Source organism: Synechocystis sp. FACHB-908, assembly GCF_014698595.1.
Classification (GTDB): Bacteria; Cyanobacteriota; Cyanobacteriia; order Cyanobacteriales; family Microcystaceae; genus Synechocystis.
This window is the reverse complement of record NZ_JACJTH010000042.1, coordinates 198,783-218,653: the sequence shown is the minus strand read 5'-3', so window position 1 is coordinate 218,653 and position 19,871 is coordinate 198,783. Positions and strand designations below refer to the sequence as shown.

Below are 19,871 nucleotides of genomic sequence, written 5' to 3'. Positions count from 1 at the left end.
CCTTTGCTAGACTGACTTTCAACAGTGGTCAAAATAAACCCTGGACTCATTGGCCGAACATCATTGCTCCCTTGAATTCTATGAACTTTGGCTATCTGATTTTTTTGATCACTTCCGCCGCTACCTACGGTATTTTTGCCCTGGGCTTGAATTTACAATGGGGCTTTGCCGGGTTGATTAATTTTGGCCATGTCGCTTTTATGACCCTGGGGGCCTACGCGACCACCTTGCTGAGTTTACGAGGTTTGCCCATTCCCCTGGCAGTGTTGGTAGGGATGGGATTGGCCATGGCGTTGGGTTTGCTCATTGGCACCTCTACCCTCAGATTAAGGGAAGATTACCTGGCGATCGTTACCATCGGCGTTTCCGAGTTAATTCGCTTGATAGCCAACAACGAAGAGTGGTTAACCCAGGGAACTTTTGGGGTACAAAGTTTTCCCTGGCCGATGGATTTTAACCCCACATTATTAAGTCGCATTGTTTTTGTGATTTGGCTCACAGTTCTCACTATTTATGCTGAAAGTATTTTAATTAAAAGTCTCTTAAAACAGTGGAAAGAGGGTAAAAAAATCCAAGGTAAGAGTTATCAGCCCCGTAAGCCTTTGGCTTTGCTAATTTGGGGAATTATTACCACAGCGTTGATTTTAACTGCCTATGTGCCTGGGGTAGTTTCTTTGTATAACTACTCTGGTAAGGCGGGGCTAATGTTATTAGCTTTAACCTTGTTGGCCCTTACCTATGCTGGTTTGGAATTTTGGGTCCATTCCCCCTGGGGTCGTATTCTCAAAGCCATCCGGGAAGATGAAGAAATTCCCCGGGCCCTGGGCAAAAATGTTTTTTGGTATAAGTTACAGGCCTTCATGGGTGGCGGGGCGATCGCCGGTTTAGCGGGGGCATTGTTTGCTTGGCAATTGACCAGTATTTACCCCAGTAATTTTGACACGTTGCTGACTTTTAACGCTTGGATCATTGTGGTGCTGGGGGGAGCGGGCAGTAATGCGGGCACGGTGTTGGGCACCATTATTTTTTGGGCCTATGATTCCCTAACCAGGTTTTTGTTACCCCAAATTGCTTTTTTAGACCAGAGTCAAGCCGGAGCTTTACGGGTTATGGTCATCGGGCTAATTTTAATGGTGTTAATGGTGTGGCGACCCCAGGGCATTTTAGGCAAAAAAGAAGAGTTAACCCTAGGGCGCTAAGGGCAACTTTGTTCAAATTCCCTTAAAGAATGAATTGGGGTGGGCAGATTTTAGAATGATGGGCTATTCGAGAATAGAAAAATGGGAGGAAATAGTGATGAGCGTGTATTTAACGGTAAGTCTTTAGATAGAAAATTTATCCCCGCAGAGTGATTCCTTAAAGTCAATCAAAACAGACTAAGAAGATAGCTTATCAGAATATACAAAAATATCTCTGCTGGAATCAAAGAAGTGGCTGGAAAAACATACTTAATAATATGAGGTTAATAATTCAGTCATTATGCTATTTTAATTTATTAAAGCCCTGGATGGCGGTGATTTATACACCCCAGCCATTAAGAAGCTTTCATTTATTAAAATTTTCCCGGCTTACCGTGCTGACTAATTCCCTAACACCACAGGTTTTTCCAATAAATTAATGACAAGATTTAGGCTTGCTTTTAATTAATTAAATCTGGGCGATTAAATTATTAAATCATCAAAAAAACTTGTAAATCTCATATGATTTCAGTGGCAATTTTGTCAAGCCTAGGGTTTAATCTATAGGCAAACTTAGTTTTTTGTCCGACAAATACTCAACCAGTTGCCCATTGGTTGATACCATAAATACAAGCCAGATACATTTTGCTTTTTTCCTACACATTTTTTGTGCTTTGGCAATCCGCCGGCCACGACTTTTAAGTCCATTTCCAACCCATGCGTGAACTGCTCTACTGTGAAGTCCCCACCCCTGCCACCGCTGAAGTTGTCGCTTGGCTTCAGGGAAATTGGTCGCCCTTAGTGGGGCAAAAGTTGCCTACGGAGCAAGGTTTACGGTTGCGGGGTTCCTCCGGCCAAAGCAGTGAACTATCCATTTTTGTGTGGTCTCTACAAAGAACTACCTATCTTAAGTGTGTGCGTTGGGGTGACACTAGCTTCCCCCAAGAAACGGCGATCGCCAAGGAATTAAGGCGGGCATTAGGGCAAAAATTTCCTCCCACCTATCCGGTCCCACCGGCGATCGATCTGGATCGGCAAAATATTTTCCAGGCGTTACAAGATCGATATCCTGAAACGGTTAAATTCTTCCAAAAATTTCCCCAAGGAGAATATGACCTCAAGCGCGTTTACTGGTGGGAACAACGGTGGCGGGACAATGTAGCGAATCCCCAAACCCCTAGGCAGGTGGTCAGTCAAACCTCCACGGTAACGGCGATCGCCCCTGCAACCCCTGAGTTTGACCTAATTTACCTGGGCGGGGCTCTGGGTTCAGTCCATGCGGCGGTGATGGCCCGGTTGGGTTATCGGGTACTGCTCATTGAACGATTGCCCTTCGGCCGAATGAATCGGGAATGGAATATTTCCCGGGATGAATTTCAGCGGTTAATTGACTTAAATTTATTCACCCCAGAGGAATTTGAAAGCGTCATTGCCCGGGAATATCGAGACGGGTTTAATAAGTTTTTTGATGCCTATAATCCGCCCCATCTTAAAGCTAATGTGCTCCACACTCCCACTGTATTAAACATTGCCCTAGATTCGGCTAAATTCTTGGCTATCTGTGGACATAAACTCCAGCAAGCAGGGGGAATTATTTGGGATGAAACTGAATTTATTAACGCCACTATTGATCCGAACAAAGTGGTAGTCCATTGCATTAATTTGGAAAATAATCAAACAAAATTAGCCCAAGCCAGATTGTTAGTAGATGCCATGGGTACCGCTTCTCCCATTGCTTGGCAATTAAATGGCGGTAAAACTTTTAACAGTGTTTGTCCCACGGTGGGGGCCGTGGTGGAAGGCCTAGATCCGGTGGTTTGGGATAATGCTTATGGTGATGTGCTCAATTCCCATGGAGATATTTCCCGGGGTAGGCAGTTAATTTGGGAATTGTTCCCCGGAGCAGGGGACGAAATGACCATTTATCTTTTCCATTACCATCAAGTTAATCGGGAAAATCCTGGTTCTTTGTTGGAAATGTACGAAGACTTTTTCAGCATTTTGCCGGAGTATCGTCGCTGTAATCTGGAAAAGTTAACTTGGAAAAAAGCTACCTTCGGTTATATTCCTGGTCACTTTAGCACCAGCGCCCAAGACCGTACCATTGCCCTAGACCGATTAATGGCGATCGGGGATGCCGCTTCTCTCCAATCTCCTTTGGTGTTCACTGGGTTTGGCTCTCTAGTACGGAATCTAGCCAAATTAACGGACTTGTTGCACACAGCTTTGCAGTATGACCTGCTCCAAGCAAAGCAATTAAATCAAATTCGGGCCTACCAAAGTAATATTGCTGTGACTTGGATGTTTTCCAAGGGAATGATGGTGCCGACGGGGAAACAATTGCCGCCCCAACAGGTTAATGCCATGCTCAATACTTTCTTTGGTCTATTGGCAGACTCGGCCCCAACGGTGGCGGAAACTTTCATTAAAGACCGCACTACTTGGCTATTATTTTCTCGCTTAGCTCTTAAGGCTGCTAGCAAAAATCCCCAACTATTGTTTTGGATTTGGCAGATGGCTGGCACCGAGGATCTACTAAAATGGCTGTTAGTTTATTTTGATTTTTCCCGTCAAGCTTTACTCAATGCCCTATTCCGCTTTTGGTATCCCCAGTGGCTAATTAATTCCCGCAATTGGTTGGAAAAGCTTTCTCCCCAACTATGGTTTTCTTTGTTGTGTTTCGGTTATCAAATTCAACCAAAATTAGCTCAACAATCCAAGTAAATTAGGGCGACATTAAGAAAAAAATATTTGCTCCGGCACATTCACCAATGCAAACATTGCTGTTAATCTGATTATGGGAATGTGTCCAGCACCAAAGTTCTCAAAACGCTAAGCTAGGCCCATGGCGATCGCCTTAGAGAGTTGAATTGACAATGACCTTTGACCGACGGACATTTTTACGTAGCGGCATGGCCCTGGGCCTTGGTTCCTGGGCCTGGGCATGGTCCGGCAGAAATATGGGCCAATCCCTCGCATCCAACACCAATCAAAAGTGGGCCCTACTGTTGGCGGCGGGGCAAGGTAATGGAGCCAATGGCGATCGCCGGGGATTGATGGGATGCACCACCGATAGGCAATTGCTGGGGGAAGTTTTAACGGGGCGTTACGGTTTTGATCAAGCCAAGATTGCCGGGTTAGACCCCCAAGGTATTACCCTGTCAGCCCTGGAAATTTTATTTGATGAGCATCTACGGCAACAGGTGCAGAAAGGCGACCCAGTGGTGGTGGCCTTTAGTGGTTATGGCAGTTATAACCCACCAGCAGCCATGACCCCCAACCCGACCTGGGAGCAGGCTCTACCCCATTTGGGACTATTTCTAGACGGGGAAGGAGAGGATAACTTTCTACCCCTCACTACCCTAATCAATTGGTTGCAATCTCTCAAAACTAAGCAGGTCTATCTTGTGCTCGACTGTGGTTTTAGCACTGGGGTGGAGGAGTTTGAGGGCAATCTCCGGGGTCGTAGTGGCGGTCGGGGTGGGCCAATCCCCCCAGAAGTTAACCCCAGCAATCCCCCAACCAAAGCAAGTTTGGGCAATATCACCCTAATTAGTGCCACTAGCCCTGGGCAAACTGCGGTGGAAGTTCAACTGGGCAAGCAGTCAGCGGGACTATTCACTTTGGCCCTCACCCAAAGTCTTTGGGAAAATAGCTCCACCAGTGTGATGGCCAGTCTGTGGGACCATAGCCGCAATTTACTGGTTCCCCGCCTAGGGACAGAACAAATTCCCCAATGGCGATCGCCAAATAATTCCCCTGATTTCCTCGCTCCCACCACCCTAACCACGGGAGGAGAGGGAATGGTAACTGGCTTAATCAGTGGCAATTCCCTACAAAGTCAAATTGTGGCCCTGGCTCCCCTGGTGCAAAAGCGGGCTTTGGTGCATTCCTGTTATTTAACTTTTCCAGCTACGGAGACGGGGAGCGATCTTAACTCCACGGATAATTCCCTCTGGCAAGTGCAAAGTGTTAAAGGACAAAGCGCCACATTAACGGCGATCACCAAAACTTCATCGACCAAGGCCGAGTCAGCGACATCCTCAACGGAAGCCAATGGCGGGGAAAGCAAAAAGGAAATGCTGGTGGGCAGTGCCCTGCGGGAAATATACCGAGCTATCCCTAAAAACCTCGCTTTAACAGTGGCCCTAGCCCATGACCTGGAACGCATTGAGCGGGTGGATGCCACCAGTGCCTTTGGGGCGATCGCCGCCGTGGAAACAGTGATTAATGCCGGGGAAGGTAGTGCAGACTGTGTGTTTGGCAGACTGGAAGCCCATCGCTATAGCCTCTTTACCGAGGGGGGAAACCCTTTGCAACCCCTGACTAAGTCTGAGTCCAGCGGGGCGGTGAAAACTGTCATTGGTGCCCTAGACCCCTGCTTGAACCGTTTGCTGGCCTTGAAATGGCTGACCTTACTGGCCAATGGCAATAGCACCCAACTGGGGGCCGGCATCAAACTGGTGCAACAAACCAGCGGCGATAATCCCCTGCCCCGCCTAATTTACCAATGGCGATCAACCCGTTACCCCTATCCTCCCCAGGACAACAACCCCGGCAATGGGGGCAATGGCATACCCAATGCTCCCCCCAGCTTCCTGCCCGCCGTGGCCACCAACCAAGCTTTACAGTGTGAATTGGAAAACTTTAGCAATGAAACCCTCTACGGTTGTTTGATTGGGGTGAATAATCGCGGTCTGAGTGTGGCGGCCATTCTCCGTCCAGACCTAAAGTTACTACAGGGCAAAGAACAACTGACCTGGCCTAGCCCAGAAGATCCCCTCTGGATTATTGGTGGAGACAAGGCGATCGCCCATTGGTTTTTAATTCTTTCCCGTTTTCCCCTGGCCGGCACTGCCACAGCCCTAGGACAACAAATCACCGGCAACAATTCCATCGATCCCCCCAGCCTAGAAAGCCATCCCCCCCGGGTGCTGCCATTGAAAAATTTGCTCCCTGTGGTACTAGCCCTGGTCCAAGACCTAACCGCCCATGGGGTGACGGTGGCCCCAGTCCCTGACGATATGATTTTACTATCCACCGCCGATTGGTTAAGTCTGCCCATTATGTATCAAGTCATTTAGAAAAGCCCGCAATCTAGGGATTCCTTGTTAGGATATTAGACGTTTCAGGGTTGGTGGAGCTTCCCTTGACCAGCGGGGTCTGATTATGGGTATGCCATGGACCTTGGTGCGGTCATTAACTCTAGGCATTGCTTTTTCCGCTGAAAATGCCCCAACCCAGCCACTGTGCTACATATTTTTGTCTGTCCATTGTTCATCTATGACATCTTCCTTGCCCTCGTCCACCCAGCATCGGTTGCAGCAACTACCACAGATTCCGAGTGTCTGGGAAGGCGATCGCCGCCCGTTTCAGGGGGGATCCTTGGGGGAAAGGGAAGATGGGGAAGCAGGGGAATGCATTCTCTGGGTGGATGGCACTGAGGGGCTGGTGCGTTCCATGGATGTGATTCCTGAAACTTCAGGCATGGAAACCGTAGTCCGTACTCTGATCCGGGCCATGGAGATGCCCCGATCGCCAGCGCCCCCCTGTCGGCCCCAAAAAATTGTTGTCCGCAACCGGGAGCTACAGTTTTTACTGCGGGGAATTCTCCAGGGCCTGAATATTAATGTGGAATACCAAGCCCAGCTTCCCCTCATTGACGAACTCTTTCGCACCTTTGACACCATTGACGATCATCGCCCGGCTCCCATTCCTCCAGCATTCGATGTCCCCCTTAAAAAGTTAGCCCGGGAAATTTGGCATTTATCCCCCTGGGAGGTGTTGACCGACCTAGACATTATCGCTATCCAAATTCCCACCCTGGAGGGAGTGCCCCCCCTCTACGCCTGTGTGATGGGAATGTTGGGGGAAGAATATGGCATCATCCTCTACCGTTCCCTGGAATCCCTGAAAACCTTTCGGGCAATGGCCATGGGTGAGGACGATAACCAATGCCTAGAACAGGTTTTTCTCTCCCAGGACTGTTGGTTCATTAACTACGAAGCCGGAGACCAGGGAGAAACCCTGCCGAGGGCAAACCCGCCATTTTTCCCAGCTAGCCAAGATAACCAGGCCACAGCCATTTTCGGCAGTATCCATCCCCTAGAAGGCATTCGTCCGTTTATCGACGAAGAGGAGGCCTTAGCGATTTACTGTGCCCTGGAAGGATTGGCCCATTTTGTCAAAGCCCACCACGGCGATTTTGAAGCGGAAAATGTCGAGCTAATTACCAAAGAAGTGAAGGTCAAACATCCCCTCAAGCCCAAGAACACCAAGGAACAGCTATTGGTGCAGCTTTCCACCCAACCGGAGCTAACGGCGGAGTTTTTGGGGCAATTGGGTTTTGATGAGGAAGAGGAAGAAGACGATGATGATCTGTTGGAAGATGATTTAATTCCCGATAATTCGTATATGAGTTTGGGTATGGTGCCCTGGGACTTAGTGCATAGTCTCCGTTCCTCCCCGATGGTTCATTACCAAGCCAGTGAATTTCGGCAAAAGGGGGATGGCATGCCAGTGTTGATGATCCAAACTAGCCGTCCTAAGGCCAAAGATTTAATTCGCCGGTTACAGCAAGAGGGAGAAATCGCCGGACTGGGTTTTAATGCGGGGCGAGACTGCTGGACGGAAACTAGGTATGACTTGGGTATCCTCAAAACCGGCCAGGATAAATTGTTTCTCTTTGGAGAATTTCTCCTTGATGCCCCGGCCCACCGCCAGGCGAAAAAAAATTGGGAGCGTCGCTGTCGCGATACCAAGGGTTATTGTGCGGTTTTAATTGCCATGGGGGTAACGGGACAATCCAAAGGTAGGCCGGAACTACGCCATATGTTGGGCTATTTTGAAACCCGTTTCCTCACTCCCCAGGAGTTGGGATTGGGCACCCTGCGCTTATCTTTGGGAGTTGACCTAGACTTTTAGGGATTTTGTCAATTTTTATTCTAAAAATTCCACCATGACTAGCCAGAAATCCAATCTTACAGTCTGTGGTTTTAGCGTTTTTCCTGGCGTTGGCGAATAATGTTTTCCACTTGGGGACCCAAATCCAGAAGACGTAAAGTTCCCCCATTGCCCTGCCAGGTAGCAAATAAACAGAGATAGCGACCCATGGGGGCGATCGCCGTGATGGTTTCCCCGAGGGAAAAATTGCCAAATAAAAAACCTTCATAGTCCAACAAAGCTACTTCCCCATGGCGATCGGCTAGTAGATAACCCCAGGGAAAAGGCTCAATGAATTGGGGCTGGATAGTTAGGGCAATGCGATTGACTTTCAGGGGTTGCAGACGAATCAAAATACCAGTGTAGGGAGCATTATCGGCCAAGCCAAACAGATGGTTGCGGGAGTAGCGATTAACTACCAATTGAAATACCAAAAAAGAAAGGCGAAAGGCTGGAAACAGGGACCCCCGCCGATTAAACAGGAAAAAAATAGTATGACAATAACTTGCCGTTGATTGAGACTGCACCAACAGGCCATGGTTTTGGTCTAGGGTGAGCAGTTGATCCGGCCATCGAATTACTACGGCTGCAGCCACAGGTAAGCTGTGGTCAGTGCGCCATAATTGAAAATGGCCTTTTTCACTGTCCCGATCGCCTACTACCACTGCCAAAGTTTTACCACCGGGGCTTAGATTGGCCAACAGACGCTCTGCCCGCAAATTAATGCGAGGTTTGGGGAGAGAGAGAGCGCCAAGTAGGGTTTCTCGCCACTGGTAAAATTGCCATTCTCCTGGTTCACCTCCCTGGATTAAGAGGCTAATTTGGTCTTGATTTACTTCCAGATTAGCTATGGTTCCCGGTAAACCCAACGCCCAGCGGGGCAAAGGATGGTGCTCCACATTTCCATCGCCATACTCCCATAGGTACAGTTCGGCCCCATTGCCTAGGTATAACCAAAGTCCTGCCCCAGTTAGGTGACTAATGGGAAATAACAAGGGAGTACTGTGTTTGACTGTGGCCGTAAAGGCTAGCGGAGCTGGAGCCAAGTGATGGTAAAGATAGCCGTTACCCCTGGGGGGATCCTGTTCCAATATTTGTTTTTGAACCGTGGCCAAATCACTGGCCATGGCTGTGGCATTGGGAAATCGTCTTTGGGGTAATTTCTCCAAAGCCCGTTGGACAATGGGGGCAAGTAAGGGAGGAAATTCCGGCGGTAAGGTTAAGCGGACATTGAGATGGGCTGCCTGCAACGCTTTAGGAAATCCTGAAAACGGGCGATCGCCGACGATGAGCTCGTACAGCAAAATACCCACAGCATAAATGTCGGAAGCTACAGAAAACTTGCCGTAGAACCGTTCCGGGGCCATATAGGCGGGAGAACCAGTGTAACCCTTGCTGAAATTAGGATTGCCCGTTTTAGCTGTTAGGCGAGCAATGCCAAAATCTGATACTTTTACCTGCCATCCCTCTGCCCGGGGTATTAACAGGATATTTTCCGGTTTAAGGTCACAGTGGACAATGTCATGCTGATGGGCTTGGGCCAAACCCAGCAATATTTGTCTTAATAAATCTATTTTTCCCGCCAAACATAAATCTCCGTCCCCATCAATAATGTCCCGCAGAGTTCCCCCCTCACAGTAATCCATCACCAAATAGCGGCCCCCAGGATGGTACTCCAAACCATGGCAAGCCACAATGTTGGGATGGCGCAGGGTCAACAGATAGGACAGTTCCCGCAGAAATTTATTAGTGGGAAATACCCGATGTTCTAAATCCTTCAGGGCATACATTTTGCCCGTAGTCCGGTGAATAGCACAGTAAACCCGCCCGAACTGTCCCTGTCCGATCTGTCCAATGATTCTATATTGGGAGCGGGGAAACAGCGGCATAACCGCCACATTGGCAGTCTTTACCATAAAAAATACGCCTAGGACGGGGAGTGATTCCATCTTACCTTTGTCCTAGGCGATTATTACTGTTGTTGTTGTCTGGGAGGCAATAGAGAAAGTCTTGGCCGGGGGGCTAAAACTGGAGTTTTAACCAAATAGGTTAGCTGCGGTGGTATCGCTTTCTTCGGCCAACAGGGGTTTAATTTCCCGGTCTGGATCGGCAATATAGGCCTCATGGCCAACTCCCTCCGCCGGGGGCATTACCGGGGTCGGCTCTAGCTCTAGGTCTTCCACTGGCCCTTCATAGTACTGCTTATGGAGCGCTCGGGCGACTTCATAACTGTCCAAATCCCCCTGGTCAAAATAGAGCTTGTAGGCCTGACGCAGATCGTCTGTAGCCTGCTTGCGGTTATCCAAACGAGCGTAGGCCATGCCTCGATGGTGAAAAGCGCCGGCCAAATCCCCCCTAAGGCGGATGGCTTCCGTACAATCCCGCACGGCTTCGGCCCAATCTTCTAAACGGTAATGGCTTAAACCCCTTTGGTAATAGGCTTCGGCGTGGGGATAGGCGGCAAGACTCTGGGTGCAACCTTCCATGGTGCGTAATTCGGTCACCACGGCCAGCAGGTCTTGGTGTTTAATATCCAAACCGGCATGGGTTTGGGCAGCAGCGGCTTGGAAAGCTTCCAACTTCCCTTGGAGAGCTAGGGATTTTTCTGCCAAAGCCTTGGTCAAATTTTCTTGGTTCGCGGCGATCGCCTGTTGTTGTTGGCCAAGGGAAGTTTGAATATCTCCTTGGAATTTTTGTAGATACTCCTGTAGGTGGGCTTGATTTTGATTGACCAACTGGACAATTTGAGCCGCTGTGGCCCGTTGATTAGCCAGTAAATGCTCTTCCAACTGCTTACGGTTAAACAAATGCAGTCCCACCCCTGCTGCTACTGGAATTACCCCCGCCGCTGGGTTAGCAGGCAAGACCACACTGGCGATCGCCCCACCGATTAAGGCCACCACCGACAGCCCATCCCAGATCCCGGAGTTGTAGCCGGTGGCTGAGGATCCATTTTCTGGGGAAGTTACTGTTTGCTCATTAACTTGATTTTCCATCATAATCCTGATTCCTTTGTCGACAATGGGTAAAACACAGATTGCTAGAGCTAAAAAAACTCATCAACGTAATTTGAACAGCTTGGGCATCCTCAGGAAAAACTCCGCTGGACTAACATTCCGGGGCCTAACCAAACAACGCTTCCTCTTGGTGAGTAAGAATTTTGCAATCAGAAGTGGCATAGGCCGCACAGAGCAACACACAACCCGCCGCCAACTCCTCCGGCTTGAGGAAATCGGAGCCTTTATCCGTATGCTCAACCGTCCCCTCCAGCAAACGACCGGCACAGGCCACACAGGAAGCTGCCCGACAGGAATAGGGCAAATCCAATCCCTGATTTTCCGCCGCTTCTAGAATTAACTCATCCTCCGCCACCTCAATGGTGACATCACTGCCCGTAGCTGGATTGACTAAATTGACGGAATAAATTGCACCCATGAATGACCCAAACAATGGACTGAAACTAGCAAATTAACTACTAAGAATGGTGTGGTCTAACTTCAGTGCTGGTAACACCATGGCCACCTCATCCGGCTCCAGAAATTCCTTAATGGTTTCCTGAATTACCTTATAGCTAATCTTGGCGTATTCAGTATAGTTGTAAGCCCGCACAATGGTCTGATACCAAATTAATAGACCCTCCCGCAGACGGTCCAAATCCCCAAACAGGATGGCTGTAATTGAACAACGGAACACATTAGTCATGTCCCGCCGGCAAATTTCCGTCACATCCCGATTGCCCATGTGGAAAGTATCCTGGGGTAGACCCCGCTTTTGGGCTTCCCAACGGTGGATAATTTGCTCTTCACTATCCCGGATTTTTTCGTAGGCACTGATACGGGTTTCCGCTGTGTCTAAAAAGTCCTGGAGGAATTGCAACTCCTGGTCCGTAGCATAGCGACCATCCGCATCAATGGTGAGACGAGTCAACGGCTTAAACATAAATAAGAATCCTCATAAAAACAAACATTAAACCGCCACAGTCAGCCAGGAAATTATTCATCGGTATCGTTGACAATCTGAATTTTGGCCGCCTGTAACTGGTCATCTAGTTGACTAATCATGGAACGGGTAATTAACTTACCTTTTTCCACTAGGATGCTCCCATCCCGAGGATTGAGAATATTTTCCTCCGCTCGACGGCCAATCAGCTCCTCGATGTCCTCAATTTCACTGACGTACATCCCAGCGGGCAATTCCACCACCACGCCTTCATCCAACACCCGGGCTTGGCAAGCCAAACGGGAATAACGATTGTGGGTGGTGATCACCTCTAGGGTGCGCTGCTCCCGACGGTTGAGGGGAGAAAGACTCTCCATCCCAGCGGTGATGTAAACGTGACAAGTGGCACACATACCCCGACCACCACACTCCTTCATGATCCGTAAATCCTGACCGAGCAACCCCGAGAGCAGGTTATCGTTGGTCTCGATGGCGACTTTTAAATCAATGGGGTCGAGCTTAATAGTTTTAGCCACACAATCCTCCTTAGTACTGGCAACAATGGCATTAACCCTGTTGGCGACAGAGCAATTCCATAATGGTGGCATGGTCATGGCCTTCTGTTAACCAAGCAGAAACTGGTTTGAGCCGTTCCTTGAGACCGAGGATGAACAGATTTTTTTCTGCCCCTAGGGATTCACAGGTGGTCTGTTCACAGTGGAGGTTTTCCCCCGTTAACTGGGAGAAAAAGGCGGTGAGAATTCCCGCTTCCAGGAAACCCATGGGGCATTTACCCTGGGGAGCACAGGCTACAAAGGGAGAATTGACCACTTCAGCGACAATGAAGCCGTTTTGGTAGTACTTTAAGTCGATGTCCACCAGGCCGTAACCATGGGATTTCCAGCACTGTTTAAAGGTTTGCAGAAATTCCACCATTTCCATCGCTTGGATGGGTTTGCCGTAATACTCCTGGAGTTCATCGGCAAAGCGTTTGTAGAAAGCACTGCCCCAGGTTTTGCCACAGGCGGTGAGGGCTACCCCAGCGCCAATGCCGAGTTCTGAATCGATGGCCGTAAATAAACCCTTAATTAAGGTGTCTGGCAAAGCAATGAGGCGAGCCCCACTGCGGTTTTCCAAAAGGCCAAATTCGTTGTCTCCTTGGAGGTAAACGTCGGGGGCAAAGTAGTTGCCTTTGGGGGGTTGGGCATTAATTAGGGCATTGACATCAATCATGGTTACTCTCCTAGGGTCATCATTTCTGCTTCTTCCTCTGCAACGGCGGCGGGGGCTTGGCCGAGGATGGTTTGGTCGGCCTGAACTAGAAAGGGTTCTAGGAGACGGTATTGGGGGCCACCCAAGAGGGACTCCAACTGTTCCTTGAGTAATGCGGATAGTCGGATTTCGATCGCCAATAGGTCGTGGGCTTGAACCATACCTTCGAGCCATTCCAGTAAACGGTATTGGAGATATTCCGGATTACTGAGGAGCATGGCCATGGCCCCATAGCGCAAAACGCTAATCCAGTGCAGAAGGGCCTGTTGTAATTGGGTTGCCGGGACGTTGCTAAATTCCTCTTCTAACCGATCGGCGATCGCCTGAAAAATGACAATTTCGTTGTCCCGGAGTAGACGGTAAGCACTCAACCGTTCCCGCATCAACCCCAGTTGCTTATGAAAGGAAATGATTTCCGGAGGTTGGAGATAGTGGTCTTCGGCCCGATGAAAAAGCCGTTCAAAATCTTTTTGCATAGTTTTACGGGTCCTTAAAATAAATCGGAAAGATCTTCCAAGCCGATGGTTGGTTCAAGCTTGGCCACTGGTTCCCTGGACTGGACTGGGGCCTTAGCCTGGGGTAAGGTTCCCCTCGATAAACTTTGCCCATGCCAATCAATGCCCCGACAAAATTCCGCCACCGAAGCAGTGAGAGAAAGGGGACGGGGAGGAGCTTTGGGACGATGTAGGGCCGGTAAATTTTCCTCTGGAGCATGGGGGCGCTGACCAGTCCAATTTGCCTGGGTAAAAAAGTCCGCCACCGACAGACAGAGCAAAGAAGGTAAATTATCCAAACTTTCTTCCGTTACCGAACATTCCAGCACTGGCGGTGCTCCCTGCCAGTTGTAGCCCCGGAAAAAATCCCCTACCTTCATTTGCCCCCACTGGGCTTGATGAATCATTTCAGGTATTCCCCTTTGACGAGTTTGGTGGCAATATCGTTGGCATTGGCCCCTTCGTTTTGCCAGAAAGTGGCGGCATCAATGCGGTCTTGCTTACCAATCAGAAACTTGCAATAGGTTTCCCCCATGGCGTAGCACTGAATTTCAATGCAGTTGAGGGACTTATTCACCAGGCGGCTAAAGAAACCTGCCAACAGGCCAGCGTAAATATGGCAAACAGGCTTACCCACATCCCCCAACGTCCGGGCCACAGCGGAGTCGAAAATATCCACAAACAAAAAGCCGTTTTTCTGTTCACTGAGGTCAATGGCCCAGTTACCCCAGCCCTGGGCGGTGAAGGGCCACCACCAACCTTCTAGCACATAGTTAAGATTGAGCTCGCTCAAAGAACTGGTATAGCCAAATTCCGTCGGGAACCACTGGTTAAAAAATTCGGCATCGTAATGGCCCCACTCCTTGCCGATGTTGTACATCACCACACTGGAGGCGTTGCCCACTTCTTCCTGCAAGCCGTCAATTAAACCGACGATAAAATCTTCGCTGGTAAGAACATTGCGGCAGTTATTCCAGTCCACAATGGAACCGGAATTCATTTGAAAACAAAAGAAGTCTTCTACTTGATAGTGGTGATGTTTGCTGGGATGAACCTTTCTTAAACTATGTTCCAACAAGTTAGATCCTTTGACCTTAGCCGGAATATTTGATGTACTAATGGAAGTTAAAACCATGGACGACATCCCCTTAGGTATGGTGAAAAAATCAGTTTGGCTTGGCAGGTAACCCATCTATGGGTTAAAAAAGGATTCAGGATAAAACGGGCAAATGCTGTGAAAAATCAAGAGCTCTGTCCTGGGTTCACGGTGTCGAGTGATTTTGACTTACCACTGGCTGTTTTCCTAAATGGAGAAAATTTGACTGATGTCCCGCCGATGACCGATCCACTTTGTATTCAGTACAAAGAATAATCGAAGCTGTTGTTGAAGTTCCAACTAACCCTAATTCTTACATAGCTTTTGTAGGCGGGAGAAACCTCTGTTACAAAACGTTGTCAAGGGGAGAAAGATAAATCAAAATTTCTCCATTAATTATTGTTAAGTTTGATTTGATTTTATTGACAAAAACATCGATTAATTTCCTGTCGGCTGGCAAAATTCTAGGGAATAGGTCTGGGCCGGTTGCTTCTCCGTGGCTAGGTAATCTCTCAACCAGTCACAACCCTGTTCCACTAGTTGACGGAGCCGTTCCTTCTCTGGAGTGACGGGCCAACTTTGTAGGTCCCCGTTTTGGGCCACGGCTAACAACCATTGCCCTTGCCGATTAAAATCTAGCCCTAATAGCGAACCTGATGTGCTGGTAAATTCCCCCCGGAGGTTACCCTGTTGGTCCCAAAGTCTGACCATGCCGTCACTGGCAGCGGTGGCAATCCATTGGCTGTCGGGACTGATGGCAATCTGATCAATGGGTAGGGGGTCACTTTTTAGGGTATGCAATAGTTGTCCCTCCACACTCCAAATTTTGGCGGTGCCTTCCCGCCCAGCGCTTAACAGATACTTCCCGTTGGGGCTGTATTGCAGTTGATTGAGGCGATCGCCGTGGGCCACAATACTTCTAATCAGGGTGCCATCAAAATTCCAGAGGGTGAGATTACCCTGTTCATCGCCAGCGGCCAATTGCGGCAAGGTCGGGTGGAGACTAACACTGCGGATGGGTTCTTTCCGTTGTATGGAGTTTCCCAAGGCAAGGACTATGGGGTCATTCAATTCAATGGGAACCCCTTGGGACTGGTTTCCACTGGTCTGGTTATTTTTTGTCCCCTGCCAAAGTTGCACCTCTCCGCTCCCGGTGGCCATGGCGATCGCCCATTGGGGGGATGTGGGAGTAGTACGCAGGTCTACGTCGTAAACCCGGCTAATATCCGTCCTCCAGGTTTTGAGCAATTGGGATTTAGTCTGGAGTTGCCAAAGTTGCCATTGCCGACCCCGTTGCCCCAATAACCATTGGCCATCGGCACTGAACTTGAGGCGGTCAAGATTTTGGCTAGCATCGGATAAAAACTGTCGGCTCCTATTCTTTGTGTTGAACAAAATTAAGGGCTCATTTTCCATGGCCAAAGCAATGGTGTTGGTCTTAGCATTTTCCGCCACCGCCCCGAGTACAGCGGGCAGATTGAGGTTAACCAAATCGGACTTTGGGCTCATGTCCCAAACCTTCACTAAGTTATTCTCCGCACCGATCGCCAATAGGGCTCCATTGGAAGCCAAGGCCAAACCAAAAATTGCCTCTGGGTAACCCTGGTACTTTTTCAGCATTTTGCCGCTGGTGGACCAATGAATGACACTGCCATTACTACTGCTGGAAAATAACTGTTTGCCATCGGGGGTGAAGACCACCCTGGTAACAAATTCATCGTGGCCCGATAGGGTGGCTTTAATTTCCCCTTGGGGAGTCCACAGTCTCACTGTGCCATCGTCCGCCGCCACAGCCAGTAGATTGCCATTGGGATGCCAATTAACTCCAAAAAAAGCCACCTCCGGTAAGCCAAACTGACGGATGAGATTACCATCTAAATCCCAGAGGCGAATTTGTCCGTCCCGACAAACGCTGACTAGGGTTTGGCCGTCAGGGCTAAATTGGGCGTCATCCACGGATTTAGTATGGCCCCCCAACACAGCCAAGGTCTTACCCGATCGCCAATGCCAAAGGCGCACAGTGCGGTCTCGGGAGGTGGACGCAAGGATTTCCCCGTCGGGGCTGAAGCTAACGCTATAAACAGAATCTTGATGGCCCTTGAGGGTTTGGAGCAGATTACCGTCTAGGTCCCAAATTTTGACCGTCTGATCTTGCCCAGCGGTGGCGAAAATTTTGCCGTTGGGGGAGAAATCCACCCGGTAGATACTGCCTGTGTGGCCGGTGAATTCCCGTAAAAATTCCCCCTGGGGTGTCCAAAGGTGCACTGTCCCATCCCGGGAAGCAGAAGCAATCAAATTCTTATGGGAACTGATGGCTACGCTGGTAACTCCGTCCCGATGGCCCGTCAAAACGTTTTTTTCGGCAATTTGGCTAAGAATTTGTTGCAAACTTACCAAGGGACTGGTGGCGGGGTATTGACTAAGGGTTTCATCCGCTTTGACCAGGTGATGAAGTTGGTTCCCGGCTTCCAAAGCGGTGACCAAACCAGGAATTTGATCAAAGGTAAATTGCCGTTGGGCGCTGGTGCCTAAGCGTTGGAGTTCTGTGCCCTGTTGACTCCGTTGTTGTTTGAGGGTGGCAAAGTAGGCCTGGCTCAAGGCGATCGCCGAGCCCCCCAGGGACATCATCAGCACCACAATGCCAAAACTGATCATCCGTTTCGCTTTGACATTGGCTTGAGTCAAAATTTGGTTGGCAGCGAGGGAAGCTTCCTGTTCCTGATTTTGGCTGGCGTTGAGGTAGCGGTAATCCACCCCGCTGAGGTTTTTGCTACTGGCCCAAGCCAATGCTTCCCGTAGGGCTTCCCCCCGCAGTAATCGGGAAGAATCTTGGTAATTGGAATTGATCCAGGCTTGGAGGTTGGTGCCATAGGGTCGGAGTTTGTTCAGTTCCTTACTGACCCATTGGGCGTTAAAAATTGCTTGGTAAATGGGGTTATAGGGACGCAACTGCCCTTTCACTTTCACCACCAGCCCCGTTAGTCGCAACACCGTTTGTTCAACGCTATCGTCCGCCGGAATAGCACCTTTATGCAAAATTTCTTGGTACAGCCCCAACAGTTGCCCACTGCGGGCTTGATCTTTTAATAGGCGATCGCCAATGGTGCGAAAGTGTACCGGCTCATCGTTGGATTCCCAATGGCGGATAATTTTTTCTTCAATTAGTTGGGCAATGGTAGTGGCAATAGTTTGAGATTGGCAATCTAAATCCCCTTTCTGTAGAGCTTCTGCCACCAATTCGCACACTTTCTGGGTTAAAAAGGGTTGCCCCCCAGTCCAAGCTAAAATTTCCCCCAAAATTTCCCGGGCGCTAACTTCATCTACCGGCAAACCAGCACTCAGGGGCAGAGCTTCCGTTAGGGTAAAACCCGTGAGGGCAATGGCTTGGCCAATGTTAAATGGCGTTTGGGTTTTGTTATCAATTAAATCTGAAGGAGTGGCTACGCCAAACAGGGCAAAACTCAGGCGGTTATATTCGTGGTCATCGGCCCGTTGGTTATAGCAAAAACGAATGTAGGAAAAAAAGTCATCCAGGGAAAAGGGCAGACTCAATACCTTATCAATTTCATCGATAAAAATGACAATCTGGCGATCGCCAATGGTTTGAAGAATGATTGTTTCAACAAATTCCCGTAGCTTTTGAATGGGACTGAGTTGTTCCCGCTCCCGTAACCAAGGCTTGAGGGCCACCTTCCCCGCCAAAGGCAAACCGAGGTAAAGCTGGGTAATAATGCCGTTATACCACTTCTGAGGGTCAGCTTCGGTGCCTAAACTGGTGATGTCAATGGACACACACACCACCCCGTCCTGTTGCAGTTGATGCATGGCCCGCACCCGCAGGCTAGATTTACCCATCTGCCGGCAGTTGAACACATAGCAAAATTTGCCCGCTCGCAACTGGGCCAATAGTTCCCGATCCGCTTCCCGTTGACTGTAGCTGGGATGATTAGCGGCCAAGCTCCCCCCCACCTGATAGGGGGTTGACTGCAATAAATTGAGGGCGATCGGCGACATTGTTTCAGCTATGTTTTACTGGTGCATCCTAATGAATTAGGAGATTAGAACAGTATCCTGATTCTTTGATAGCATACAGGGCCTTTGCTTTAGATTTTTATTTTATCTTGTCGTCAAGGCGATTATTTCCAAAGACAAACTCCACTTTAAACGATAAAAATATCATCAACGTCAGGGGAAAACATAGGGAAATTAAGCCAAACTTAGCGGTTAATACTCCACCGCAGATAGCACCGACGGTAAATCCAAGCAAGGAGCTACCAAATTTAATTAATCTGGTGCGGGAAGCATCAAGATCTTGAAGGGATAGTTGTAGTTGAGCATGACTTTGTAAGCTGCTAGTCAATGCCAAATCCATGGTGAACTGAGTTAGGTTATTGGTCATGGCAGTAGTAGGGGCAATGTGTCCCAAAGATTCCCGCATTAGTGCATTTTGCATGCCCATGGAAAATACTCCCAAAGAACCAGTCACAAACAATGGTAAGTTATTAACCGATTTATGGTGAGGTGGATCCAAGGCAACGGCACTGATTGTAAATAGTAATAAAACTAAAGTTTCTAAACTGATTAAATAGGCTAAACGTAGTTGATGGCGACGGGCAAGAACGGTGGTTAGGAGTACCGCAAACATAAAAACTGGAATGACTGCAATCCTCACCCAAAGGGCTTCTCCCCCTACCCCAATTATTTCCGTTGCGGCAATGACCAGATTTCCTGTGATGTGGGAAGTGAACAGACCATTGAGCCCTAAAAAGCTAGCCGCATCGATAAAACCAGCCACCCCACTGAATAATACACCGGCAACTAACTGCCCACTTGATAATAGTTTCATTGTCCATAGTTGCCTAGCAAAACTACGTCATTGTAGCGTCAATCAGTGGAGTAAATTATAGGCTAAACTACGTTGACTGAGTTGGACTAAGTTATATGGAAAAA

General features: G+C 48.9%; 15 protein-coding genes and 1 pseudogene. 5 read left to right on the top strand and 11 right to left on the bottom strand.

The annotated features are described in order from the left end of the window. Positions 1-80 precede the first annotated feature (80 nt). The 5 genes and pseudogenes from H6G46_RS16750 to H6G46_RS16735 all read left to right on the top strand — a co-directional run bounded on the left by H6G46_RS16750 (position 81) and on the right by H6G46_RS16735 (position 8,102). Positions 81-1,199 carry a branched-chain amino acid ABC transporter permease gene (locus H6G46_RS16750; protein WP_010873179.1) on the top strand — a complete coding sequence of 373 codons (1,119 nt, stop codon included), beginning with the start codon at positions 81-83 and terminating at the stop codon, positions 1,197-1,199. After that, positions 1,192-1,429, top strand: a pseudogene (locus H6G46_RS18540) (hypothetical protein); the annotation flags it as partial. The gene H6G46_RS16750 and the pseudogene H6G46_RS18540, both read left to right, overlap by 8 nt. A gap of 466 nt (positions 1,430-1,895) precedes the next feature. After that, on the top strand, positions 1,896-3,902 hold the full coding sequence (locus tag H6G46_RS16745; RefSeq protein WP_010873178.1) for a hypothetical protein: 2,007 nt from the start codon (positions 1,896-1,898) through the stop codon (positions 3,900-3,902). A gap of 152 nt (positions 3,903-4,054) precedes the next feature. Next, on the top strand, positions 4,055-6,262 hold the full coding sequence (locus H6G46_RS16740; RefSeq protein ID WP_010873177.1) for a caspase family protein: 2,208 nt from the start codon (positions 4,055-4,057) through the stop codon (positions 6,260-6,262). A gap of 91 nt (positions 6,263-6,353) precedes the next feature. Next, the gene (locus tag H6G46_RS16735; protein ID WP_231848819.1) at positions 6,354-8,102 is read left to right on the top strand and encodes a hypothetical protein; all 1,749 of its coding nucleotides are present in this window, start codon (positions 6,354-6,356) and stop codon (positions 8,100-8,102) included. 71 nt (positions 8,103-8,173) lie between these two features. Here H6G46_RS16735 and H6G46_RS16730 read toward each other — a convergent pair whose 3' ends face one another. The 11 genes from H6G46_RS16730 to H6G46_RS16685 form a co-directional block, all read right to left on the bottom strand. Then, positions 8,174-10,036: a serine/threonine-protein kinase gene (locus H6G46_RS16730; protein WP_020862246.1), complete on the bottom strand. Its 1,863-nt coding sequence runs from the start codon at positions 10,034-10,036 to the stop codon at positions 8,174-8,176. Positions 10,037-10,156: 120 nt separating this feature from the next. Beyond that, positions 10,157-11,119 (bottom strand): tetratricopeptide repeat protein, encoded by a 963-nt coding sequence (locus H6G46_RS16725; RefSeq protein WP_010873174.1) that lies wholly within the window; start codon positions 11,117-11,119, stop codon positions 10,157-10,159. Between the two features lie 124 nt (positions 11,120-11,243). Beyond that, positions 11,244-11,555, bottom strand: a complete 312-nt coding sequence (locus tag H6G46_RS16720; protein WP_010873173.1) for a 2Fe-2S iron-sulfur cluster-binding protein — start codon at positions 11,553-11,555, stop codon at positions 11,244-11,246. 33 nt (positions 11,556-11,588) lie between these two features. Further along, the gene (locus H6G46_RS16715; protein ID WP_010873172.1) at positions 11,589-12,059 is read right to left on the bottom strand and encodes a hypothetical protein; all 471 of its coding nucleotides are present in this window, start codon (positions 12,057-12,059) and stop codon (positions 11,589-11,591) included. A 53-nt stretch (positions 12,060-12,112) separates the two neighbouring features. Beyond that, a complete protein-coding gene (locus H6G46_RS16710) occupies positions 12,113-12,595 on the bottom strand; it encodes a 2Fe-2S iron-sulfur cluster-binding protein (RefSeq protein WP_014407123.1) in 483 nt (160 codons plus the stop codon). Positions 12,596-12,626: 31 nt separating this feature from the next. Beyond that, positions 12,627-13,292 (bottom strand): V4R domain-containing protein, encoded by a 666-nt coding sequence (locus H6G46_RS16705; protein ID WP_020862247.1) that lies wholly within the window; start codon positions 13,290-13,292, stop codon positions 12,627-12,629. 2 nt (positions 13,293-13,294) lie between these two features. Further along, positions 13,295-13,807 (bottom strand): phycobilisome protein, encoded by a 513-nt coding sequence (locus H6G46_RS18535; RefSeq protein ID WP_010873169.1) that lies wholly within the window; start codon positions 13,805-13,807, stop codon positions 13,295-13,297. A 14-nt stretch (positions 13,808-13,821) separates the two neighbouring features. Further along, complete coding sequence (locus H6G46_RS16700; protein WP_010873168.1) at positions 13,822-14,232, bottom strand: hypothetical protein; 411 nt, start codon at positions 14,230-14,232, stop codon at positions 13,822-13,824. Beyond that, the gene (locus tag H6G46_RS16695; protein ID WP_010873167.1) at positions 14,229-15,017 is read right to left on the bottom strand and encodes a V4R domain-containing protein; all 789 of its coding nucleotides are present in this window, start codon (positions 15,015-15,017) and stop codon (positions 14,229-14,231) included. Before H6G46_RS16695 ends, H6G46_RS16700 begins: the two co-directional genes overlap by 4 nt. Positions 15,018-15,359: 342 nt before the next feature. Next, on the bottom strand, positions 15,360-18,935 hold the full coding sequence (locus tag H6G46_RS16690; RefSeq protein WP_010873166.1) for an AAA-like domain-containing protein: 3,576 nt from the start codon (positions 18,933-18,935) through the stop codon (positions 15,360-15,362). Between the two features lie 97 nt (positions 18,936-19,032). Continuing rightward, positions 19,033-19,767 (bottom strand): YoaK family protein, encoded by a 735-nt coding sequence (locus H6G46_RS16685; protein ID WP_010873165.1) that lies wholly within the window; start codon positions 19,765-19,767, stop codon positions 19,033-19,035. Positions 19,768-19,871: the final 104 nt, after the last annotated feature.